The 24,713-nt window shown below is 38.5% G+C and carries 17 protein-coding genes and 1 other RNA gene; 7 read left to right on the top strand and 11 right to left on the bottom strand.

Going from position 1 to position 24,713, the window contains the following annotated elements:
* Positions 1 to 53: 53 nt before the first annotated feature.
* From dnaJ to ORI89_RS04905, 5 genes are all read right to left on the bottom strand, one after another.
* Entirely contained in the window at positions 54 to 1,205 is a 1,152-nt protein-coding gene (gene dnaJ, locus ORI89_RS04925) for a molecular chaperone DnaJ (protein ID WP_268229327.1), read from the bottom strand.
* Between the two features lie 4 nt (positions 1,206 to 1,209).
* Positions 1,210 to 1,755, bottom strand: coding sequence for a nucleotide exchange factor GrpE (locus ORI89_RS04920; protein ID WP_442800869.1), 546 nt, complete (start codon positions 1,753 to 1,755; stop codon positions 1,210 to 1,212).
* Positions 1,756 to 1,912: 157 nt separating this feature from the next.
* The gene (locus tag ORI89_RS04915) at positions 1,913 to 2,593 is read right to left on the bottom strand and encodes a cell division ATP-binding protein FtsE (protein ID WP_268229326.1); all 681 of its coding nucleotides are present in this window, start codon (positions 2,591 to 2,593) and stop codon (positions 1,913 to 1,915) included.
* Between the two features lie 6 nt (positions 2,594 to 2,599).
* Positions 2,600 to 2,803, bottom strand: coding sequence for a fructose-6-phosphate aldolase (locus tag ORI89_RS04910; RefSeq protein WP_268229827.1), 204 nt, complete (start codon positions 2,801 to 2,803; stop codon positions 2,600 to 2,602).
* A 40-nt stretch (positions 2,804 to 2,843) separates the two neighbouring features.
* Positions 2,844 to 3,857 (bottom strand): acyl-CoA reductase, encoded by a 1,014-nt coding sequence (locus tag ORI89_RS04905; protein WP_268229325.1) that lies wholly within the window; start codon positions 3,855 to 3,857, stop codon positions 2,844 to 2,846.
* A gap of 139 nt (positions 3,858 to 3,996) precedes the next feature.
* On the opposite strand from ORI89_RS04905, the gene ORI89_RS04900 reads away from it, so the two are divergent.
* Positions 3,997 to 4,347: a 4Fe-4S dicluster domain-containing protein gene (locus tag ORI89_RS04900; protein WP_268229324.1), complete on the top strand. Its 351-nt coding sequence runs from the start codon at positions 3,997 to 3,999 to the stop codon at positions 4,345 to 4,347.
* Between the two features lie 139 nt (positions 4,348 to 4,486).
* Entirely contained in the window at positions 4,487 to 5,923 is a 1,437-nt protein-coding gene (locus ORI89_RS04895; RefSeq protein ID WP_268229323.1) for a dicarboxylate/amino acid:cation symporter, read from the top strand.
* Positions 5,924 to 5,995: 72 nt separating this feature from the next.
* Here the strand turns inward: ORI89_RS04895 and ORI89_RS04890 are convergent, their stop codons facing one another.
* Positions 5,996 to 7,387, bottom strand: a complete 1,392-nt coding sequence (locus ORI89_RS04890) for an arginine decarboxylase (RefSeq protein ID WP_268229322.1) — start codon at positions 7,385 to 7,387, stop codon at positions 5,996 to 5,998.
* Positions 7,388 to 7,496: 109 nt separating this feature from the next.
* Here ORI89_RS04890 and argS point away from each other — a divergent pair, with 109 nt between their 5' ends.
* From argS to ORI89_RS04865, 5 genes are all read left to right on the top strand, one after another.
* Complete coding sequence (gene argS / locus ORI89_RS04885) at positions 7,497 to 9,281, top strand: arginine--tRNA ligase (protein ID WP_268229321.1); 1,785 nt, start codon at positions 7,497 to 7,499, stop codon at positions 9,279 to 9,281.
* A gap of 69 nt (positions 9,282 to 9,350) precedes the next feature.
* On the top strand, positions 9,351 to 10,427 hold the full coding sequence (locus ORI89_RS04880; RefSeq protein ID WP_268229320.1) for a Gfo/Idh/MocA family oxidoreductase: 1,077 nt from the start codon (positions 9,351 to 9,353) through the stop codon (positions 10,425 to 10,427).
* Positions 10,427 to 11,620: an NAD(P)/FAD-dependent oxidoreductase gene (locus ORI89_RS04875; RefSeq protein WP_268229826.1), complete on the top strand. Its 1,194-nt coding sequence runs from the start codon at positions 10,427 to 10,429 to the stop codon at positions 11,618 to 11,620. The genes ORI89_RS04880 and ORI89_RS04875 overlap by 1 nt, the downstream gene beginning before the upstream one ends.
* Positions 11,621 to 11,723: 103 nt before the next feature.
* An RNA gene (gene rnpB / locus ORI89_RS04870) (RNase P RNA component class A) lies at positions 11,724 to 12,103 on the top strand.
* Between the two features lie 59 nt (positions 12,104 to 12,162).
* Positions 12,163 to 13,554 (top strand): sigma-54-dependent transcriptional regulator, encoded by a 1,392-nt coding sequence (locus ORI89_RS04865; RefSeq protein WP_268229319.1) that lies wholly within the window; start codon positions 12,163 to 12,165, stop codon positions 13,552 to 13,554.
* Between the two features lie 428 nt (positions 13,555 to 13,982).
* Here the strand turns inward: ORI89_RS04865 and ORI89_RS04860 are convergent, their stop codons facing one another.
* The 5 genes from ORI89_RS04860 to ORI89_RS04840 form a co-directional block, all read right to left on the bottom strand.
* Positions 13,983 to 15,350, bottom strand: coding sequence for a glucoamylase family protein (locus tag ORI89_RS04860; protein ID WP_268229318.1), 1,368 nt, complete (start codon positions 15,348 to 15,350; stop codon positions 13,983 to 13,985).
* A 57-nt stretch (positions 15,351 to 15,407) separates the two neighbouring features.
* Positions 15,408 to 16,916 carry a DUF4886 domain-containing protein gene (locus tag ORI89_RS04855; RefSeq protein WP_268229317.1) on the bottom strand — a complete coding sequence of 503 codons (1,509 nt, stop codon included), beginning with the start codon at positions 16,914 to 16,916 and terminating at the stop codon, positions 15,408 to 15,410.
* An 18-nt stretch (positions 16,917 to 16,934) separates the two neighbouring features.
* Positions 16,935 to 18,479 carry a RagB/SusD family nutrient uptake outer membrane protein gene (locus ORI89_RS04850; RefSeq protein ID WP_268229316.1) on the bottom strand — a complete coding sequence of 515 codons (1,545 nt, stop codon included), beginning with the start codon at positions 18,477 to 18,479 and terminating at the stop codon, positions 16,935 to 16,937.
* 7 nt (positions 18,480 to 18,486) lie between these two features.
* Positions 18,487 to 21,489, bottom strand: a complete 3,003-nt coding sequence (locus ORI89_RS04845; protein WP_268229315.1) for a SusC/RagA family TonB-linked outer membrane protein — start codon at positions 21,487 to 21,489, stop codon at positions 18,487 to 18,489.
* A 275-nt stretch (positions 21,490 to 21,764) separates the two neighbouring features.
* Complete coding sequence (locus tag ORI89_RS04840) at positions 21,765 to 24,617, bottom strand: triple tyrosine motif-containing protein (protein ID WP_268229314.1); 2,853 nt, start codon at positions 24,615 to 24,617, stop codon at positions 21,765 to 21,767.
* Positions 24,618 to 24,713: the final 96 nt, after the last annotated feature.

Below are 24,713 nucleotides of genomic sequence, written 5' to 3'. Positions count from 1 at the left end.
TTCCTTCTATAGAATTAGAAGGAACTTTCGATAAATATATTTTTTAGAATACTTTATTCAAAGTACTCTTTAATCCGTTCAAAAAATGATTTCTCACTTTTTCCTGGTTGCGGTTTAAAATTAGCAGAGCTTTTTAGTTTTTCCAGTAAAGAACGCTCTTCAGCTGAAACAGCTTTAGGTGTCCAAACATTGACATAGACCAACTGATCACCGGTGTGATAAGAGTTAACTTCTGGTATGCCTTTGCCTTTCAGTCTTAAAATTTTCCCTCCCTGTGTACCAGGCTCAATTTTAATCTTGGCTTTACCATCTATAGTCGGTATTTCTACGCTGGTGCCTAAGGCTGCATCTGCAAAATTGATATAAAGGTCATAGATGACATTTATACCGTCACGTTTCAATGTTTCATGCGGTATTTCCTCGATAGCGATAATTAAGTCGCCAGGGACACCGCCTCTAGGAGCAGCATTTCCTTTTCCGCTCATAGACAATTGCATGCCTTCGCTCACGCCTGCAGGAATATTGATATTAATGGTTTCTTCTCCGCGCTGTAAGCCGTCTCCGTGGCAACTTGTACATTTTGCTGTTACCTCAATACCCTCTCCGTTACAAGTAGGACAAGTACTTGTTGTTTGCATTTGCCCTAAGATAGTGTTTGTGACACGGCGTACAGAACCTGAGCCGCCACAAGTTTTACACGTATGGTAAGAAGCCTTATCTTTAGCACCGGTGCCGTCGCAGGTTTTACAGTTAACCTGTTTGTTCACCTTAACTTTCTTCTCTACACCGTTTGCTATTTCACTAAGAGTAAGCTTGACTTTAATGCGTAAGTTGGAGCCTCGCTGTACACGGCGACCTCCGCCGGAACGACCTCCGCCACCAAAGAAACTATCGAAGGGGCTTCCGCCACCACCAAAAATATCGCCAAACTGGCTGAATATGTCGTCCATATTCATGCCGCCACCACCAAAACCAGACGCAGAGTTACCCGCATGCCCGAACTGGTCGTAACGCTGACGCTTTTCAGGGTTGCTCAATATTTCGTAAGCTTCTGCAGCTTCCTTAAACATTTCCTCGGCTTCTTTATTATCCGGGTTTTTGTCCGGGTGATATTTTATTGCTAGCTTACGATAAGCAGACTTAATTTCAGAAGCATCCGCCGTTTTAGCAACGCCTAATATGTCGTAATAATCCCTTTTTGCCATTTTCTTATTGCCCTATCACTACTTTCGCAAAGCGAATAACTTTTTCATTTAAAAAGTATCCCTTCTCTACTACATCAATTACTTTATTTTTTAAATCTTCACTTGGAGCAGGTATAGCTGTGATAGCTTCTTGATATTCTGCATCAAACGGTTGACCAATTAGGTCTTCCATTTCCTTTAAGCCTTCTTGCATTAAAGTTTTGCGGAATTTTTGGTTCACTAAATCGACACCTTCTTTAATAGGAGCAATGTCATTAGCTGTTTCCATCGCAGCAAGTGCACGATCAAAATCATCCAATATAGGTAGTAATTTATTTAAGACATCTTTTCCTGCAGATTGGATAAGGTCTACTCGTTCGCGTGAAGTGCGTTTTTTATAGTTATCAAACTCAGCAAATAAACGGGTGTATTTGTCATTTGCTTTTGCTAACTCTTCTTGCAATTTTTCTTCTACACTTAGTTCCTGTGTATTTGCAACATCTTCAGAGTTTGTTCCTTCGATATTAGCTAAGTTTTCTTCTTGAATATCTTTATCTTGTTCGTTCATCATATCTAATTAATTTCACCTAATTAATAGCTGCACATTACTACACTCTGCTTTTGTCAATAATATTGCCAAGTAACAAAAAGTCGACATGCTGTCAGTCTATACTAAAATAAACTGACAGCATGTCGACTTTAATTATCGTGTAATAGTGAAAAATGTGTTATACAGTCACGTTGTCATACAAGGCAGTGTCTGCGGTTTTGATAACACGCGCAGGCATATTCTTAATAATTTCATAATCATGGGTTGCCATAAGTACAGCTGTACCTGAAGTTGCAATATCACGCAGTAGCAATACAATCTCTTCCGAGGTGGCAGGGTCAAGGTTGCCTGTAGGCTCATCGGCTAAGATGATTTCAGGGTTATTAAGCAAAGCGCGTGCGATAACAACACGTTGTTGCTCGCCGCCAGACAATTCGTGTGGCATTTTACGAAGCTTGGAACGTAGTCCCACCTTTTCTAGAACGTCAAGCATACGCCCATCGATTAATGCTTTATCTTTCCAGCCGGTAGCACGTAGAGCAAACTCTAAATTTTTTTCAACTGTACGATCGTTCAACAAGTGAAAGTCCTGAAAGACAATCCCTAGTTTTCGGCGTAGAAAAGGGACGTCATTCTCATGAAGCTTCTTTAAATCGAAGCCTGCCACTATGCCTTCGCCACTACGGATATATAAATCGCCGTAAATGATTTTTAATAAACTACTCTTTCCTGTACCTGATTGCCCGATTAGATAAAGGAACTCACCTTGTTTAATATCTAAATTGACATGCGAAAGTACCAAGTGGTTTTGTTGGTAAATGTCTACGTTCTTAAGTTTTATAACTGTGTTTTCTACCATACTGTTTTATAGTTCGATTTCTACTACCTTCCCAAAAGGTTGGTCCTGTATTATTTCCATAATATAGTCTGACTTATCACCTAAACCGATTTTCTCAAGCGCTTTTTCAGGCCTATCGATGCGAAAATAGGCCAACAAAGTAAACTTGTCATCCCTTAACTGTACATAAGAAGGTATTTTTGCAATACCTTTAACCTTTATAACATACATCATCATGTCTAACAAAGTTAGAGTTTTTTCCGTAATAGTATTATAAATTGGAGAAAAGAAAATCCAATGTATTTACGTTATCAGCATAATCGCTTAGTGCAGGAGTTTGGCTGAAACCAAATCTAAAACTGGGAATATGATTCGCCTCCGTTTGGTTGGTAACGATACATTGTATTTTGTCTGTTTGAGATTGCAATGAAGTATATAGGTCTACCAAACTTTCATATTCTTCATAAAACACGACAGCTAGAGGAGAAGCAAGGCGTTGATCTTCTTTAAGCAATAGAAAGCCATTATCATAATGTTTGTCGGCATTGATGAGATAGATCGATTTATTGTAATCGTAGTTGTTAGCATATTTGAAGTGATCCATTACTCCTTTAAAATCAGCTATCCCTTCGTAAAAAGTAGCTATGTCGTAGCCTTTTGGAATATAGATTTTAGAAACAGATCGGCATCCCAGGCCAAAGAAATCAAATATATCGCTCCCCAATTCATGGAGTTGTTCTTTGCTTTCTTTACCGGTAAGAATTGCTAAAGAGTTTCTGTTTTTCCGGATAATATGTGGTTTTTTGCCAAAGTAATATTCAAAATAACGCGAACTGTTATCGTTTCCTGTTGCTATGACGAGGTCGAAATTTTGCAAACGTTCTGGCAGACTTATTTTCTGTTCAAAGAGAGGCTCGATTTCTATGAGTTTTTTTAATGCAAAGCTCGTAAGGCCAGCATCATCAGATGAAGCTTTTATTTGTGTTTTAAAACCAGCTAGTAGTACTGCCATGATATCATGAAAACCTACTAAGGGTATGTTTCCGGCCAAAATAAGTGCAACAGTTTTGTCGGAATGGGTAGATGGGTAAGGGCTAAGCCATGACGTTAGTTTGTCTGTTGTTAGGTTGTGTGCCAAAGCTGCCAGTTGCTTTTTAATATTGGCTGTTGTGTACCAGGGGTTCAATACGGACGCTTTATGGATGACATCGGCTAGCTCCTGTGACTCTGAGGAAAGAAATCTACCAAGTGTCACAAATGCCTCAATTCGTTGTTTCTGTGTCAAAATCAATACAATTTAGAATTAATCTGATATTTTTTTCTACTATATTTGTAAGCAATAAGAAATAACTACTAACTTTGTATAGTATTATTCTTGTTGTTGAGACAAAATTAGTTTATTTATTATAATTGTAAAGTTATAAATGGCAATTAAAATTACTGACGAGTGTATAAATTGTGGAGCATGCGAACCTGAATGCCCTAATAACGCGATATATGATGCAGGTGTTTCATGGAAATTTTCTGATGGAACAGCTTTAGAAGGACTTATAGATTTTGGTGATGGTGTAACCTTAGATTCAAATGCCACACAGGACGCTATTTCAGATGAAGTATATTATATCGTGCCAGATAAGTGTACGGAGTGTAAAGGGTTTCATGATGAGCCACAATGTGCAGCAGTCTGCCCAGTAGATTGTTGTGTGGATGATGAAGAAGTAAGAGAGACAGAAGATGAGCTTTTAGCTAAGAAGGCTTGGTTGCACGCCGAGTAATAACTTCATTGTTTTCATATGAAAAGGCACTATTTTAAGGATAGTGCCTTTTTTATTGTTTCCTTGTTTGCCGTATTAAATTTGGTTTCAGCCCATATTTTTATATTTTTGTTCATCCAAAAAATATAAACAAAACTAAATGCTGAAAAAACAAACCGCTGTTATTACCCTCTTTACCGTATCGATTGCCGTTGTATTAACATTGATTTATGAGTTTGAATGGCTTGCTATTCATCCTGATGTGATGATGGTGGTACGTTGGGTAGTTGCAGCTGTATTAACACTGAACGCTGTTGTGCGTAGAGATTTAACAACCTGGATATTAACCTGCTTGGTACTTGGAGTTTTTGTAGGGCTTGATTTCCCTGACTTGGCAAGATCTTTACAGCCCTTGTCCCAAGGTTTTATAAAATTAGTAAAAACAATTGTCGGGCCAATTCTCTTCGCTACTTTGGTTTATGGGATAGCAGGACATTCTGACCTGAAATCTGTAGGGCGTATGGCGTGGAAGTCTATGTTATACTTCTTTTTAGCCACTTCTTGTGCGATTTTTATAGGTCTTATCGTGATTAACCTGACACAGGCAGGGGTTGGTGTGGATGTCGCTAACATGCCCCATGAAGAGTTACCGACCAGTACAGGTATCACAGAAGCTGATATGAAGGCTATGGAGCATATAGATCCCTCTGTGCATGGGGTTTTCAAGTTCAATGCCTTTATTCGAGACACTTTTCCAGAGAATATTGTAAAATCTGTTTATGAGAATAAAGTTTTGCAGATTGTTGTTTTTGGCGTAATATTCGGTATTGCGCTTGCCTTGGTGGAGGAAAAGAAGAGAAAACCTTTGGTTGACTTTACTGAAAGTTTGTCGGAAGCGATGTTTAAGTATACAAATTTGGTGATGTTATTTGCACCTATAGGTGTAGGGGCAGCTATGGCCTATACTGTAGGGCATCTTGGCGTGGATATACTCAAAAATTTATTCATGCTTTTGGGGAGTTTGTATTTAGCTTTGACACTATTTTTGCTTTGCGTACTGCTACCCGTAATGATCTTTTTAAAGATCCCGATCAAGCAGTTTATTAAAGCTATTAAGGAACCGGTGTCTATTGCGTTTGCGACGACCAGTTCGGATGCGGCGTTACCAAAAGCGATGAGCGCTATGGAAAAATTTGGTGTTCCGCGTAAGATTGTTTCTTTTGTTATTCCGACAGGTTATAGCTTTAATTTAGACGGAACATCGCTTTACTTATCATTGGCTTCTATTTTTGTTGCGCAGGCAGCAGGTATAGATCTCAGTATCGGTCAACAACTCTTGATCGCATTTACGTTAATGATTACTTCTAAAGGTGTGGCAGCTGTGCCCAGAGCTTCTCTAATTGTGCTTATTGCTACGGCAGATCAGTTTGGATTGCCAACGTTTGTTATAGCAGCTATTTTGGGGATAGACGAGCTAATGGATATGGCGCGTACGTCGGTGAATGTGATCGGCAATTGTTTAGCGACGGTAGTCGTAGCGAAATGGGAAGGCGAGTTTGATGAAGAAGCCCCATTTTGGGAAGAAGTTAAAAGTTAAGGTTATTGAATAAATGAGAAGGGCTGTCTAAAATTTGGACAGCCCTTTTTCGTTGTTTTACTATTCTAAAAACTATTGGTAGCCTAATAGTTTCATCACTTGTTTGGAGTTCTGTTCTTCACCGAAGACTTCAAAGTTGAATGTTTCATCTCTATTACGACGTATAAGCACGTGTTTAGGTGATGGTAATAAGCAATGGTGTATACCGCCGTAGCCGCTTAGTACATCTTGATAAGCACCTGTGTGGAAGAAGCCCAGATACTGTACTTTACGGGTCTTAGGCATGAAAATAGAGTCCATGTGTGCTTCCTGATTGTAGTAATCTTGTCCATCACAGGTGATTCCTCCTAGGTTGACACGTTCATACTCGTTGTCCCAATTATTTATGGGTAATAGTATGTATTTTTGGTTAAGAGCCCATACATCGGGTAAGTTCGTAATGAAAGACCCATCGATCATAAACCATTTTTCACGATCGTTTTGTTGTTTACGTCCCAATACTTTATACAGTATGCCTGAAGCTTCTGCTACCGTATATTTACCAAACTCGGTAATGATATCTGGTTCCATTACTTCGTGATGAGCACAGATCTGTTTGATACGGTTGATGAGTTCATTGACCATGTATTCATAGTCAAAATCGTGTACCAATGAATCTTTAAAAGGCATACCTCCGCCTATATCTAAAGTAGTAAGTTCGGGGTTGACTTTTTTAAACTTACAATATAGTGTAACGTACTTTTCTAACTCGTTCCAATAGTAAGGCGTATCCGATATACCAGAGTTGATAAAAAAGTGTAGAAGAGTGACTTTAAAGTTCGGATTGTTTGCAACTTTGTTATTGTAAAAGTCGATGACATCTTCCATTCTGATACCTAATCTTGAGGTATAGAATTGTGAGTCTGGTTGCTCTTCTGAAGCAATCCGTATGCCTAAAGCACAAGGCTTATCCAATTCGATTTCATCATCATAAAGATTGAACTCTTCTTTATTGTCGAGAACAGGGATGATGTTTGTATAGCCATCGTGTATCATATCAATGATATACTGTTTATACTGATAGGTTTTAAAACCATTACAAATAACTGTAATGTCTTTAGTTACCGTTCCGGCCCGTTCTAATGAATCGATCATCGGCATGTCAAAGGCAGAAGAAGTCTCCAAATGTATGTCATTTTTTAACGCTTCTTCTACAATGTGTTTGAAGTGGGATGACTTAGTACAATAACAGTACTTGTATGATCCTCGGTAATCATGTTTCAGGATCGCTGTCTGAAACAGAATCTTCGCTTGCTGAATTTTTTTACTAACAATGGGTAAATAGGTAAAACGCAAGGGGGTACCATACGTCTCTATCATTTCCATCAAATTCAAATCGTGGAAGTACAATTCGTCGTCGATAATTTCGAATCCGTCTTGCGGAAAACCAACACTTAAGTCAAGAAATTCCTGATAGCTCTGCATTTTTTATTATTTTTGGCAAAGATAGACTTTCGTGATGAATACACTGCTATTAAAGCATATAATTTTACCATTCATTATCAGATAGTTATAATTATTACTAAAATATTACATGGCTAATCCTATTCAAGAGACATTAATTGAACAAACTGTTCAGGCTGTAAAGCAACTTTATGGTGCAGAGATCCCTGCTTCACAGATAACATTACAGGAAACCCGTAAGGAGTTTGAGGGACAAATAACGGTCGTTGTTTTTCCTATTACACGTTATTCTAAAAAATCGCCTGAGCAAACAGGACAGGATATTGGCGCCTATTTACGAGAGAAAGTGACTGACGTAGCAGGTTTTAATGTGGTGAAAGGATTTTTAAACCTGAGTATTGCGGATAGTTATTGGATAAATTTGGTGCAGCATGTATTATTGAAGGATAATTACGGTGTTTTCCCGGCAAATGGCAAAAAGATAATGGTAGAGTACAGCTCTCCAAATACAAACAAGCCTTTGCATTTGGGGCATATACGAAATAATCTGTTAGGATATTCTGTTGCTGAAATACTAAAAGCTTATGGTTATGATATTGTAAAAGCCAATTTGGTAAATGACCGGGGGATACATATTTGTAAGTCCATGTTGGCTTGGCAGAAGTATGGGAATGGAGAAACTCCCGAAACGGCAGGCCTGAAAGGCGACCATTTGGTGGGTAAGTATTATGTTGTCTTTGATAAGGAGTATAAAAAAGAAATTGAGGAGCTAGTAAACCAAGGGCAAAAAGAAGAAGAGGCTAAGAAGAATGCCCCCCTAATATTGGCTGCACAGGAAATGTTGCAGAAATGGGAGGCTAATGATGAAGAAACGATCAGTCTGTGGAAGACAATGAACGGCTGGGTTTATAAAGGTTTTGATAGTACTTACGAAAAACTCGGGGTTGATTTCGATAAGTTTTATTACGAGTCGGACACGTACCTTTTAGGTAAAGATATAGTTGAAGAGGGATTGTCTAAGGGGGTGTTTTTCAGAAAAGAAGATGGGTCAGTGTGGGTAGATCTGACAGAGCAAGGGCTGGATGAAAAGTTAGTGCTGCGAGGGGATGGTACTTCTGTTTACATTACGCAGGACTTAGGGACGGCGCAACTTAAGTATGACGAGTTTAAGATGGATGAGTCTATTTATGTAGTGGGTAATGAGCAGGATTATCACTTTAAAGTTTTATTTGAAATATTAAAAAAACTGGATAAAAGTTGGGCGAATGGTTTATTCCATTTATCGTATGGTATGGTGGACTTACCCTCGGGTAAAATGAAGTCTCGCGAAGGAACTGTTGTTGATGCGGATGACCTGATGGCTGAAATGTTTGAGACAGCTAAGGTAAGAACAGAAGAGTTAGGAAAGACAGAAGGATTTAGTGAAGAGGAGAAGAATGCACTGTATGAGACAGTCGGAATGGGCGCCCTAAAGTACTTTTTACTAAAGGTTGACCCTAAAAAAAGACTGCTTTTTGATCCGAATGAGTCCGTTGATTTTCAGGGACACACAGGGCCATTTATACAGTATACGCATGCGCGAATTAAATCGGTTTTGAGAAGGGTAGATTATACAACAGCAGAGGGAACGGTAGCAATATCCAGTTTATCAGTTTATGAGCGTGACTTGATTCAGGCTTTAGCCAATTATCCAACAGTGATAGAAACCGCAGCCAAAGAATTTTCTCCAGCTCAAGTGGCTAACTATGTATATGAACTGGCGAAGTTGTATAATAAGTTTTACCATGAAGAGAGTATTTTAAAAGCTGAAGAGGAAGTTGTGAAAGAGTTCCGTCTTCATTTATCAGCGGTAGCTGCAAAGATAATTTCGGAGGGAATGCGCCTATTGGGGATTCGTGTGCCAGAACGCATGTAATAATAGTGGGGTTTATATAGGTCAGAGACTATTTGTCTACTAAAGTTTGATTAGGAGAGGTAATATAATATGAAGGTTTATAAAGTAGGATTAATTGGGTTTTCAGTATGTGGACAAGCTTTTCATGCGCCGTTTATAGAAGGGAATGCAGCGCTAGAGTTGTATAAAGTAACAGCGCGAAAGCCTGAGCAGCAAACTATTTTGAGGAGCCGCTACCCGAATGCAATTGCGGTACAGTCTGCAGATGATATATTTGATGATGAGCAGATAGATATTGTTGTTATTGCAACATCAAATGATGTGCACTATTCATTTACGAAAAGAGCTTTAGAGCTTGGAAAACATGTTGTTGTTGAAAAACCTTTTACAAATACAACAGAGGAAGCAGATGAATTGATTGCGTTGGCTGAGGAGAAAGGTTTGTTGCTTACGGTGCATCAAAATGCGCGCTTTCATTCGGATTTTAAGACGGTGAAAAAACTAATAGCTAGGGGCGATTTAGGACCAGTTGTTAATTATGAAGCGCGATTTGACCGATTTAGAAACTTTCTGAGAGAAGGTGCCTGGAGGGAGCTGGACCTGCCAGGATCAGGCGTTCATTTTGATTTGGGTCCGCACCTTATAGATCAAGCTATGCAACTTTTTGGTGCACCGGATTCTATTTTTGCAGATTTACGTATACAGCGTGAAGGAGCAAAAACTATTGATGATTTTGAATTTATACTAAGCTACCCACAAGTTAAAGTATCTTTGAAGGCGCAGATGTTAGCTAAAGAACCTACACCGCGTTTTGCGCTGTATGGTTGGAATGGTTCTTTTGTGAAGAGAGGCGTTGATCCGCAGGAAGCTTTATTACGTGATGGAGTTTTACCGCACAATTACCCCAATTGGGGAGAGGAAGATGAGGAGATTTATGGTACACTGAACGTTGTGTCGGATGGGGTAGATAGAGTAGAACGGATTAAAAGTGAGCCCGGATCGGGCCAGGATTTCTTCAATAACGTAGTGGAGGTTTTGAATGGAAAAGCCGAACTTTTGGTTAAACCAGCAGAGGCTCGGGATGCGATACGGGTGTTAGAAGCTGCTGTTCAATCGTGGGAGGAGCAGCGGGTAGTATCATTAAAGGGTCTACTGATAGCTTATTAATGGAATACGACGCAATTATTATCGGGGCAGGAGCTTGTGGTATGATGTGTGCGGCACAGGCGGGGTTGTTGGGTAAACGCACTTTGGTATTAGAAAGAAACAGTAAACCAGGGGCGAAGATTCTTATTTCGGGAGGAGGACGATGCAATTATACGAACTTATATACAGGCATTGAAAATTTTGTGAGTGAGAACGCTCATTTTTTGAATAGTGCTTTTGCGCAGTGGACGGTAGATGATACTATTTCTTTCTTTGAAATGTATGGGCAGATTAAAGGAAAAGAGAAAACACTTGGGCAATTGTTCCCAGAGTCCAATAAAGCGAAGGATGTGGTGGCCATGTTTACACGCCTAATGTACGAGACAGGGCAGGATCTATGGCTGAACAGCTTGGTTACAGATGTGTCTCGCCTTGAAGATGGCTATGAGTTAACTGTAGAGCGCAATAATAAACAAGAGCGTTTGAGAGCTCCTAAAGTTGTTTTTGCTTCGGGAGGCTTGCCTGTCGCCAAACTTGGGGCCTCTGATTTTGCGCTAAAACAGGCACATAAATTTGGTTTAGCTGTTGTGGCTACAGCACCGGCCTTAGTCCCGCTCAGTATTACGGGGAAAAATGCCGATTGGTACGCCTCGTTATCGGGCAATTCGGTCTTTGCGCGAGTGTGGAACGAGCGAATCAGTTTTGAAGAGAATATACTTTTTACGCATTGGGGGATGAGTGGTCCTGCTATTTTGCAGATTTCATCTTACTGGCGTGCCGGCGAAACGATGAGCGTAGATCTATTGCCTCAATTTGATTTGGAAGTACTGATTAAGAAAGAGCGAGAAGATGGAGGGAAACGGACTGTTGGACAATTATTAAATGATTACTTTACCCGTAAAATGGTGGATGCTTTAGGTGAATTTCTACCTATTGATATTAAAATAGCTTCCTTAAGTAAGGCTGATGCAAAACTACTTTGCGATACTATACATCGTTTTCAAGTAAAACCTGCCGGAGATAAAGGTTATGATAAAGCAGAGGTTATGCGCGGTGGTGTGTCAACTGCTGAGCTTAACCCGAGAACTTTGGAGTCGTTAAAATATCCAGGATTGTATTTTGGGGGAGAAGCTGTGGATATTACGGGGTGGTTAGGCGGTTATAATTTTCAATGGGCTTGGGCAGGAGGCTATATGATTGCGCAGGATATATAAAATGTAGAAGAAACAGAAAATAAAGCTCTTTTTTGTGAGAGGAGCTGCAAATGTTTCTTTCTTTTACAGAAATTATATTTTATAAAAGCGTACATTTGCAGCGAAGCAGACCTGTTCTATCGCTGTCTTTGTAGTAATACAGGAGAGAGGAAAGTCCGGGCAACATAGAGCGACACGCTTCCTAACGGGAAGGATTCTAGCAATAGAAGACAGAAAGTGCCACAGAAAATATACCGCCTTGCAAAAGGTAAGGGTGAAAATGTGAGGTAAGAGCTCACGGTCTTATATGGTGACATATATTTCGGTAAACCTCGTGTGTTGAAAGACCAAATAGGTTGCGAAATCTGAAGGCTGCTCGTCTTTTGTTATCGTTGATAACATTCGCAATGGGTAGGTTGATTGAGCTTGTGTGTGAATGCAAGCCTAGAGAAATGATAGAAGCCCTTTGGGGTACAGAACCCGGCTTATAGGGTTTGCTTCTTTTTTGTTTTTTGATTGTTAATCATTATTTTGTTCCATAATCACTAATAATAAAAAATTAAATGGCGACAATTCTTATTATTGACGATGAACGTCCGATCCGTAATTCACTGAGAGATATTTTAGAATATGAAGGGTATAAAGTACTTGACGTAGATAATGGACCTGAAGGATTGGGGTTATTAAAAAAGGGAGGGATCGATTTAGTACTATGTGATATTAAAATGAATCACATGGATGGAATGGAGGTTCTGACAGAAGCACAGAGTTTTTCGGACTGCCCAATCATTATGATGTCAGGACATGGTACAATTGAGACTGCCGTTGAAGCTGCAAATAAGGGGGCTTTTGATTTTTTAGAAAAACCCCTCGACCTAAATCGTCTTTTGATTACGGTGCGTAATGCATTGGAAAGAAGTACGCTGGTTGAAGAAACTAAGATTTTAAAGAAAAAGACATCTAAAACAAAAGAAATACTGGGAGAATCTCTTGCTATCAGGCAGATACAGGAGGCTATTGAACGGGTTGCACCAACAAATGCACGTGTGTTAATAACAGGTGCAAATGGTTCGGGTAAAGAGTTGGTGGCTCGTTGGTTGCATGAGAAATCGAGCCGTAAAAAGGCTCCCTTAGTAGAGGTCAACTGTGCAGCTATACCTTCTGAATTGATAGAATCTGAGCTATTTGGACACGAAAAAGGGTCTTTTACATCTGCAGTTAAGCAACGGATAGGGAAGTTTGAACAGGCGAATGAAGGCACACTATTTCTTGATGAAATAGGTGATATGAGTTTGTCGGCTCAAGCTAAAGTTTTGCGAGCTTTACAGGAAAATAAAATAACAAGGGTAGGTGGCGAGAAAGAGATTGACGTTAATGTACGTATTATTGCGGCTACAAATAAAGACTTGCTTAAAGAAATAGAGTTGGGGAATTTCCGAATGGACCTTTACCACCGATTGAGTGTTATCTTAATACATGTTCCTTCATTAAGCGAACGTATTGAAGATGTTTCTTTATTAGCAGAGCATTTTTGTAATGAGATTTGTGCTGATTACAGTATGCCGGTTAAAAATTTGACCGATACTGCAAAAAGAGCTTTAGAAAGCTTGCCATGGACAGGGAATATTCGAGAGTTACGCAATATGATTGAACGCCTTATTATTTTGAGTGATAAAAATATTACGGATAAAGAAGTGTTTTTATATGCTAACCCGCATAATAGTGTTAAGATAGTTGGTAATGGGGCTACAGAAGCGATGGCGAACATTAATGGCGTTGATTACGAACAATATGAATCTTTTCAAGATTTTAGAGATTCGACAGAAAAAGATTATATAGTTTCTAAACTGGATAAAAATTCGTGGAATGTTTCAAAAACAGCAGACGAAATTGGTATTCAACGTAGCCATTTGTATCAGAAAATTGAGAAGTTTGGTTTAAAAAGAGTCGAATAATTTAAAGTTTGTTGCAAATAAGATGCAACAAACTTTAATCGTTAAATCTCCTTTTTTGCTTTTTGAATAGGATAAAAAATGCAAATAGTAAGAAAATAAAAGCTAATATGATCATGGTTCTCGCTGAACCTTCTGATGATTCTATTAGAATTTGGTTTTGTTTAGCCCAAAGCATAAACGGACTAAAACTTAATAGTATAACAAGTAATTTCTTATTGATCATAGTTCTCCTTTTTTTATATTAACAAGATTTTTAATATAAGCTTTTACCGTTGGATTGTAAATAGCTGAATATCATAGTTCTGTCATTAAGAAGAAGGGTGCTCTTTTAATCAGTGTTATTTGTTATATAAAGAAGTCTATAGAAAATTAGGTAAACCGTGGAAGCCGTTTACCTAATTTTGTTATAAAAAAGAGGGTTAAAAGATTTACTTTAAATAGGGTGACTGGAAGTTTAAAGTCTTAAGTCCGGTCTGGATCTCAGGAGCGTTCATAAATAAATCCCATATAAAACTATCTTTATAATTTTGTATCATGACAACTATAGGCCCTTGGTCAATAGCGAGGTAACGCTGAGGATACCAGTTCTCTGTTTCGCTATAAGCATCATAGAAGCCATATTTACCCCATAATTTGTCATTTAAATTTTCTTTTAGATACTTCATGAAAAGTATACTTTCCGTTGGTGTATAGGCTATGGATGATAGAGCAGCAGTGGGGGATATAACACCTGCTGGATCATTGTCAGGGTGATGGGCGTTATAGCCATTTGTAGAGTAACTTGCTGACCATCCCCAGCCTTTATCTCTGCCGTAGCCTTTAAATTGCTGAGGGTTAGCTTCTGCATGCGCGATATTTATCTTTGTATGATTGGTTACTACCTCTTCATAATTGGCATATTGATCTTTTAAACCTTTTGGGTTTAGTCCTAAAAATGAGTAATGTGACCAAAAAAGAGGGCCAACTTCACCTTCTTTACTGTTGTGTTTTAAAACTGTCGGAATATCATATTTTTCAATACCGCTGCTGATAGCGCCGTCTCGTGCCCAACCTTTGTGATATGTTTCAACAGGTATCGGGTGGGTAGGTGAAGAGGCACCAAGCACATAAGCTATTAGACACTCATCAAAGCCTTGTATAGCATGATTCATGCCCCAATCTTCTGTTGGACTCCAGTGCCAATATAATAGATCATCCCCATTGCGATAAAAGTCCCAGTTGATGCCACGCCAAAGTGAGTCGGCTTGTTTCGCTACCGCTATTTCTTCTGCGTTACCTTTATTGAAGTATTCCCTAACTGTTATTAAAGCTTGTGCCATGAAAGCTGTTTCTACAATATCGCCACCGTTATCTTTTTCACTAAAAGCTTTTACTTTACCGGTATCTCCATAGTACCAATGTGCCCAAGCGCCTTGAAAGCGATCGATCTGAGCAAGAAAATTTAGAGAGTTTTGTAGGTGTTTGATAGCCTCTTGCTTGGTGATATAGCCGTTGTGTACACCTATTAGAATAGACATCAAACCAAAACCACTACCACCAATGGTAATGACACTTTGATCATTTTGAGGGTACTCGCCATCAATATGTATGCGTTCTCTGGCTAAACCAGAATGAGGCTCTGCGCCATCCCAAAAATATAGGAATGTCTGTTTCTGCACTTGATCTAACAGCTGATTTTCTTTATAGGCAGAAGAGCTGTCTTTTATTTTTGCGTTGGACTTAGAATCATTGTTGTTCGTTTGACAGGATGTAAGTATAATGATAGAAAGGAGAGAAAATAAAACTTTTTTAAACATAAACGATTGTAAGTAAAAGGCGCTCCTTATTTTGGACACACCTATATTATTGAATAATTAATTTGAAGTGAGACGCGCTGCGGTTAAGTAATAAAAACCTGTGCTATTATTGTTGTTTTCACCCGCTGTGACTGTCACTGTAATTTCACCTTTAGCATTTGGTTTGATACCGTTGGCACATGCAGTTTTGTGAGTGTTGTTTGAGGTATTTAGTGCTACACTGACTGTATTGTTGCCTTCACAGGTGTATTTTGTTTCGCGATTATCGGAAACGCCTCCGCGTGCTCCAAAGAAACATAAGTTATAGCTGAGTGTTTTATCTAATCCTGAAAGTATAAAAACACTTTCAGTGATTGTCATGCCTCCAAAATCTGCTTTAGCGTTTCCGAAGTAAGCATATTTTGAAACTTTTTCGGGCATGTTTAAGTCTGTTTCGGTTTGATTGGGACCATCTGCATTGACACCATTGAAACGAGAGGTAATAGATAGTTTAATACCTACATAAGAATCTTCGCTATCCTTGAGGTTGTAATTACTTCCAGTTAAGAATGATTTGATTTGATTCCATCCTGTTGAGGCATCATTGTTGCCGAAATCTAAATTGACCGAGTTGATAAGTGGACCTGAATTACCTCCTTGAAATTCAGTAAGAACAGTTACTTCGTTAGGTGTTTTAACAGCAAAATGTGCTGCATTTTGTGCAATAGCTGTTTCAAAATCATTGAGACCAGCCGGTCGGTATTTCATACCTACTACAGGTAAGTTGAAAATAGCTTCAAACCAGGTGCAGGCTGCTGTGTATCGCCCGATTTTTAGATCTAAATGGTATCCATCTCTAGTGAAATTATCTTCGACAACAGAAGTTCGTCCATTCTGGATAGCTGTACCAGCAGGAATAAGTAAATCGATGGGAACTGTGCTTTTGGCTTTTTGTGCTGTTTCAACTATGGCTTTATACATTTTTTGCTGATCTTTTTCATAGTTCGGAAAAGCAGCATGGGGAGAATTGTTTGCATAGGCCCAGGTCTGATGGTAAATGTACTTTACATCTGGGTTTAGTTTTAATGCATCTACATATTCTTGTAGCGCAGGTAGTGAGGTGGTTACTGTTTCAGTAATTCCTGAAAAGTCGCTTGCTTGTTGAAAGCTGATGTAATCCCAATGTTCGTCTTTTATAGCTGTTTCTATGGATATTTTGGGATAAGTTTTATGAACCCCATCAACTGTTACTTTACGATAAGAATAGGATGAGGCATTAGCTACAGCATTGTTTAAGTGGAGTTCCAAAGATGCGCCACCTATGTAGAGATTACCTATGATAATCTCTTTTCCAGCTTCTTTTGCAAGATCGTAAAGGTGGTTTTCAATAGCGTCCTCAGAAAAACTATTACCAATAGCTAATATTTTTACAACATTTTCTCTCTTAGCCGGTAAATATTCGCTTTCATTTGGACTGGGAAGGTCATTAACATTCCCATCATTTTTGCACGCATATATAGAGCCAAAATAGAGCATTATGGCTGCTATCAGCCATAATTTACCAATTGTTAATTTTATTTTTTTCATATGGTTGCTTCGTAAGCGTTAGTAATTATTATTTTGGATGAGCACTCCTTTACTTAGGTCAATTTGTGTTTGCGGAATAGGTAGTAATTCGTCACGACCAGCCTTGAAATTCTTTTTACCAGCATCATGCATAGTTTTTTCAGCAATACCCCAACGTACAAGATCGAAGAAACGATCATGTTCCATAGCAAGTTCGATGCGACGTTCATGGCGAATATGTGTGCGAAGCTCAGTCTGGTTATTGCTTGCTATATCTGGTAGCGTGCCGGCTAGAGCTTCTCTTCTTGCTCTTTCCCGAATACTATTTAATGCTGTTCGGGCTTCTTCAGTTTGCCCGAGCTCGTTGGCTGCTTCTGCGGCCATGAGTATGACGTCTGCGTAGCGAAGGATGCGGATGTTCATCCACCATGAACCTCTATTGATGGAACGTCTTAAGCTCGGATTGCTTAAAATCTTGTGGTTATATCGAGGATTTGGAACTCCGCCTGGATAGATGGGCATTAATTCATTATGTATCGAGTAGCTTTTATCTGAAGCTGTGCTAGCGTAAAGTATAGTACGTTCTTTCCGGGGGTCTCCGACTTCATAGGCAGCTTCTAACATGTCGGAAGGAACATTCCATCCCCAGCCAAGGTTCCAGTCGTTTTCTCCTCTCACGCCTTGTATGCTGGCGTACTGCGTACCATTATTTTGTGGTATACTTGGAGAAGCGGTGGCTTGGACTTCAAATACAGACTCTTTACTGTTTTCGCCGTCTTCTCCAAATATTTTGCTATAGCTCGTAGACAGATCATATTGCCCAGAACCGATTACCTGGTTAGCTGCTCCTAAGGCTGCTGACCACTTTTTTTGTGTTAAGTACACCTTTGCCAGTATGCCGTTGGCAGCTCCACTGGTTACACGTCCAGCAAACTTTGAATCCCAAGATAAGGGAAGATTGGCTGCGGCAAATGTAAGATCTTCCTCTAAAAAGGAGTAAATGGCATCAGGCGAGCTTTGTTTTACGTTACTCTGTTGGGCAGGATCATCAAAACGTCTATCTATTAAAGGAATATTTCCAAAAAGCCGAACAAGCATAAAATAAGAATATCCGCGGAGGAAACGAACCTCAGCAAGAGCTTGTTGTTTTAAATGTTCATTAGGTTGGGCAGGTTCTGCTTTTTCGATTTCATCTATCGCATTGTTTGCTTTAGTTATCATACCATAAAAGCCTGTCCATAAAGCATTGGCACGTCCGCTTGTTGTCAGTACAGGGAAATTATCCATGCCGATTACGTCTGCACCGCCATCTTCTGCCGTACTACCTTTGTCTGCATCGTCGCTACGGATGCTTGTAGCATTTATAAAAGCATCTGTATGGACAGAATATGCTCTTAAATCGTTGTATACGCCAAAGACATGTAAATCGTATGCACTACTATTTTCTGGATAAGGGTAATCCTCTTCGGTATACGCTCCTTGTCTATCTGTATCTAGGAATTTCTCACAACTTGTGAAGCAAATAGCTGTCACTATGAGTGCTGCCGTTAAGTGAGTTTTATATTTTGCAAATGTCTTCATCATTTTATAATTAAAATAAAAGGTTAAAACCAAAAGTATAAGTTGCCGGAAGAGGATAGATACCATTGTCGGCGCCTCCGCCTATGATGTTAGAAATCGGTGCTTCAGGCGAGTACCCTGTAACTTTACTCCACGTTTTTAAGTTCTGCCCACTAATATATAGCCTTGCTTTCTTTACTTTATTATGGAATAAGTTTGTATCGAATGTGTAACCTAATTGAAGTGTACGGATTCGAAAAAAGTCTCCCGGCTCTAAATAATGTGAACTAAATAGATAGTTGTTCCCGCGGCTATTATCGAGTATAGGTTCTATATTTGTGCTTCCCGGACCGGTCCAGGCATCGAGCCTATTAGATTCATAGTTTAGGGTAGCGAAGTTGGCTGTACGACGTTGTGCATAGATATGGTTACCGGCTACACCTTGTCCTTCAATTAGAAAATCAAAGTTTTTATAAGCTAGATTGATACTTAGTCCGAAATTATGTGGAGGGAATGGTGTACCTAAGTAGGTTCTGTCAGCTGTTGTGATCTTTCCATCTCCATTTATGTCCGCATAGGTGATATCTCCAGGGAGCGAACCCTCCATTACGGCCATATTTTCCATTTGTTCTAACGATTGATAGATACCAATTTGTTTGTATCCGTAGAAATAACCTATAGAGCGTCCTGTTTCGGTTAGGTTAGCGCCCCCATTGCCGATAATCTGAAAGTTTGTATGATCACCTACTGAATTGACCTTATTTTCATTGTAACTATAATTTCCCGATATAGCATAGCTAAAGTCTTGACCAATAAAGTCGTTCCAGCCCAAACTTACTTCAATACCTTTGTTTGTAATTTTACCTAAGTTTGTGAAATAATTTCTAGTATCATTAGGTATGGGTAGTTGCGTCAACATATCGGTCGTGGTGCGATCGTATAGGTTGATTTCAGCATTTAAACGATTACGTAATGCGCGAAGCTCAACTCCGAGGTCGATACCTCTGACGACTTCCCAGCGCAGATTCGGATCGGGAATATATTCAGCCTGTACCGCTGTATAGACATTATCACCAAATATCGCTGTATTAGCATTTGTTAGACCCGGCTGGTAAATATTGTCGGCGATACCGTTGGAGTTTCCTATTTTACCCCAGGCAGCACGTAATTTTAAGAAGTTAATATCTTCTATTGGTTTGAAGAATTCTTCTGAGCTTAGAACCCAGCCAACTCCCACACTACCAAACGTACCCCAACGGTTGCTTTTTGCAAATTTTGAACTTCCATCACGACGGATGGTAGCGTTTATCAAATACTTATCTTGATAAGCATAGTTGATACGGGCAAAAGCACCTACTACGGAGTTTTTTTCGCCTCGACCACTATAGGTTCCTGGATTGTTTTCGTTTGAAACGTTGATGTACCAGTAGGCTTCTTGATTAGGAATATTTATTGTAGTATCCCGACGGTCGGCCTTGAGAAAAGTATTGTGATTGTATACTGTTGTAAATCCTGCCATTGCTGTAAAGCGATGGTCATTATCAATCGTGCCTTCGTAGGTCAAAGTGTGGTCTTGTTGAAATCTGGTAAACTCGTCTGCTGATTGACTGACACTTGTGTATACTGTTTTGTCGTAAGTGGTAGAGGTAGGGCTGTCGTGCTCACCTAAATTGATAAAATGAAAGGGGAGTGGGCCATAACTTTTACTATTGTTGAAGCCCAAATCTGTATAAACTGTTGATCTCAACTTCAGATTATTAATAATTTCCCATTCGGCAAAAGCGTTTGCCACAAAGCGATAACCTTTTGGTAATGATTTTCCGTCCATACGACTCAAAGTAGCCATTGGATTTCCCACCTGTGTGCGTTGAAACGACGGCATCGAATAGAAAGTGTTTTGGTCGTATTGTACGGGTACAATAGGGGCAGACCATAGTGCATTGGTAAAACTAATAACGGTTGGTGTTTTGTTCCAATGCATTCCCGTGATATCACCACCTATTCGAAAACGATCATTGATTTTGAGATCTTGGTGTAAACGTGCAGTAAAACGCTCGTAATCACCATTTTTAACGACACCGTTTTGTTTGTTATAACCTATACTAAAATGTGTAGACGACTTTTCTCCACTATTGGATATACTAAGATTATTATTGGTAGAAAAACCATTGCGCATAATAAGATCTTGCCAATCAGTGTCGGCAGTATAATTAGTATAATCAAAAGATTTCGCATTTAAGTTGGCTAATTGCCGGTTATATAACTCTTTAAATCCTTCGGCGTTTGTGACATTAATTTTATCGATTACACGATTGAAACCTATAGAGCTCGCTAAATTAATGGTTGTTTGGCCTCTGGCAGCTTTTTTTAATGTTATAGCAATAACACCGTTTGCACCTCTTAAACCATAGATAGCAATGGATGAAGGGTCTCGTAAGATATCCATACTTTCGATATCACCAGGGTTTAGAAAGTCGATATTGTCGTGTAAGACACCGTCCACTACATAGAGCGGGCCTGCACTATTGGTGCTATTAACGCCACGTATCCGTACTGTTGGAGCAGAGCCAGGATCCCCTGAATTGCTGATGGTTAAGCCGGCTACTTTCCCCTGAAGAGAGCTTAAGGGATTGACGTTAGGCATATTTTGAATTTCTGAGCCTTTGACAGATGTTATAGCGCCTGTCAAATCAATTTTACGCTGTGTCCCATAGCCCACAACAACGATTTCCTCGAGAGCTTCATCCTGACTGCTTAAAAATACATGTAGCTCAGTTAGATTAGCGACGGGTAGTGTTTGTGATTTATAACCTACGTAGCGAAAAGTCAATTGACCTGTTTCGTCAGTTTCTATGGAGAAAGAACCGGTTGCATCTGTTTGCGTACTTTTTCCCTGCTTATCTGATACGGTAACACCAGCTATGGGAGATAAAGAGGTATTGTCTTTTACTACCCCTGATATGGTTTTGACTTGCGCATACGTTGGTATGAAATATGCAGCCAAAATCAATAAGAGTGTCAATATTTTCTTCATATTTATTGAAATTTAGTTGTGCTTAGCATAATAAGTAAATGGCTATATGTTTGTTGGAATTTATAATTCAAAACAAATATCTGATGTATTGTGTTTGAATGCTAATAAAGTCCTTTCACATTGTTACATCACTATTGTTTTGCTTGCACATCTTGGGAATGAAGCGGCGTTAAGTTGTTGATGTGTAATGTGTTGTTGGTTTTTATTATTACTCAATAATATAGGCATAGTGTTTTGATTACACTATATACTTGTAGTAGTATTGATGTAGCGTTTTACCTTTCTAAAAGGAATTCTGTGAGGTTTTTATCCGTCGGAATGTCGAATTTTTTACGTAGTCGGTATCTTCTGACCTCGACCCCGCGTGTAGAAATATGTAGGAGTGAAGCGATATCTTTACTTGTCATATTTAACCTTAAATAGGCGCATAATTTCAGGTCATTGGGGGATAGGGCAGGGAAGTCAGCTTTTAACTTTTTGAAAAAATCACCATGAGATTCGTTAAAACTTTTTTCGAAAATATCCCAATCTCTTTGATCACTTTTAGCATTATCCATAAGTTTATTAACTTTTGACAATTGCTCTTCGGATAGCTTAGCACCATTTCTATCTTTTAAGCCTTTAAGTTCGTGGTGTAAGTTATTCAAAAGTTCATTTTTGTAGACAATATGAGTAGTAACGTTGGAGAGCTCTCTGTTTTTCTGAGACAGTTCTTTTTGCAATTGCTGGTTTTCAATCTCCATTAATTTTTTTTCGTTTTCCTCTGCCTCTTTTTTTAATATTTCTTCCTGTTCTTTCTCTAGAGTTTTTCGTATTAATTTTTCTTTATTTTTTAATTTTTCTTTATTGTTTTTTTCGAGCAAAATATAAAAAAATACAATTACAATGAGGTATGCTGCTAATGCATACCAACTAAAATACCAAGGTCTTTGGATTTCAAAAGAAAGTTTTTCAATAGCTGATTCCTGTCCGCTGGCAGTAATAGCTTTTAAGTAGAAGGTGTATTTTCCGGAAGGTAAAGCTGTGTAATCAATAGATGTCCTTTCCGTCATTGTAGACCATATATCACTGTAGCCTTCAAGCTTGTATTGATAGCGGATCGGAGAACTATCATACCAAGGCAGGGCAAACTCGATGCGTAAATTGTTTTGTTTGAAAGATAATTTATCATTTGTAGAAATATGACGAACAGATGTGTCTGCTTGACTCGAAATATCAAGAATGGCTGTAATAAGCGGAGAACCGATCTGTAACTTTTCAGAAAAATTACTGTCATAGATGGCAAATCCTTGATCAAGGCCGAAAAGATAAAAATCTTTGTATTTTTCGACACTTTCATAACCTTCAATAGTTTGGTTTTTAAGTCTGTTAAAACGTAACGAGTCAATAGTTGGTGCATTATTATAAAAATTAAGAAGTGCTAATTCACCATTGCGACTTAACATATACATTTCTTCATTGAGGTGTATTATCCTGGAAGATTCACTAAACCGACCTAATAGTTTATTTAGCTTATCGTATGGAGTAAAGCTTTTCATTACATTATCGTAAATAAAAAGTCCTTTATCTGTACTGAGAATAGTATTGCCTTTTATATTTGCCAAACCCATCCGCTCGACCTTAGGAAGATCGTGCTGAAAATTATAGTTCAATGTCTTTTTGATGGTTTGATAATCTTTAGAAAACTTGTATTGTTCTAACTCCCTATTTAATACGACCCATAATTTATGATCATCAATAGGCTTCATGTCTATAATAGCTTCGTTTGGAATGTTATACTTTAATTTGAATTGCCAATTGGGATCGGCCGTAAATAAAGTTAGTCCAGTATAGTTTCCCTGTATAAAAACGGAGCTGTTGCTAACAGGTTGATAATTTAACCATGCACCAGTCTGATCCGATATTTTATCAAACTTCTGTTGATCAACAAGGAATGTCCCCTCATTATGACCACAAATTAATTTATCATTGAAAATGTTCAGTGACCATACCTGACCTTGAGAGGCTTGAACAAAATGAAAATCAAAGGAATATTTTTGGTCTATATCGGGCCAGACACTGTAAAATAATCCCTGATTTGTACCTACGTATATATGGTTTTTAAATTTTTTTATAGCATAGACAGAGCCTAATTCACCAAAAACGTCTTTATAATAATAAAAAGCTGAGTTTATTTCTATTCGATCTATTCCGTAGTCCAAGCCTGCCCATATATTATTTTGTTTATCTAAAAAGAGGCTTAATACTGTGTTATTCTGCAGTCCGTTGCGCTTATGTATATGCTGTATTAATTTTCCATGCGTATCAATAAGGAATATGCCATTCTTGATGGTACCTAAAGCAATTGTTTGATCATCTATTTTTAGACCATTATTAATTTGGGCGTCTTTTAATAACTGGTGAATGTCTGGGTTGATAAGCCATGGTGTAATATTTCCGTTTTCTTGCATAATAAATAGACCTTCTTTTGCTGTAGCAAGAAGGAGTTTATTGTTTTCAATAGGTAATATTGCTAATACATTGCTTATTTTTTCTGCCAGTGGTTCAAACTGTCCGTTATGCCAACGTTGTAAACCTGACGGTATTTTTTCTATAAAAATATCTCTTTTATTCTTATGCATAAATAAAAAAGGCTCACCTTCACCGTAGCGGACTTCTATCTCGTTGTTTTTATAAATGTAGAGTTTAGAAAACGACTGAAATAGAACAGCATCATTCAAGAAAAATATTTTCCAAATGTCATCATTTTTTAATATATCAGGTTGTACTAGATGAGCTAGACTTGTGTAGGATATTTTACCTTTTTCATCTTCTTTATAATATCCAAATTCTTCCCGACCACCTACATAGATAAGGCTATCTTCGTTTGAAACAGAAACACTTCGTAAGGGACCTTTTTTTTGATTAGGGTGTAGCGCCCATTGTACTCCGTTGTAGGTTAGTAGACCATCATTATTGGCGACATAGATAATTCCTGAGTTGGATTGACTGATGCTCCAATTTTGGTTACTTGCTCTATAATTACTTTTTGTATGGTTTTCAATAAAAGGAGAGCCTATATGTGCTACATATTGTGCATATAAGAGATTAGGAAGAAAAGTAATTAAAAGTAAGAGTATTTTACGCATGAAAGATTCATAAAATCATAATCATGCAAGTTACGAAGTGTTCATTATGAAAACAAAAAACAAAAATGTTTCTATATTTAGGTAAGTTGATTAATA

The organism is Sphingobacterium sp. UT-1RO-CII-1, assembly GCF_026711005.1.
Lineage (GTDB): Bacteria > Bacteroidota > Bacteroidia > Sphingobacteriales > Sphingobacteriaceae > Sphingobacterium.
Note: the sequence above shows the minus strand (reverse complement) of the source record. Positions and strands in the feature narration are given on the sequence as shown.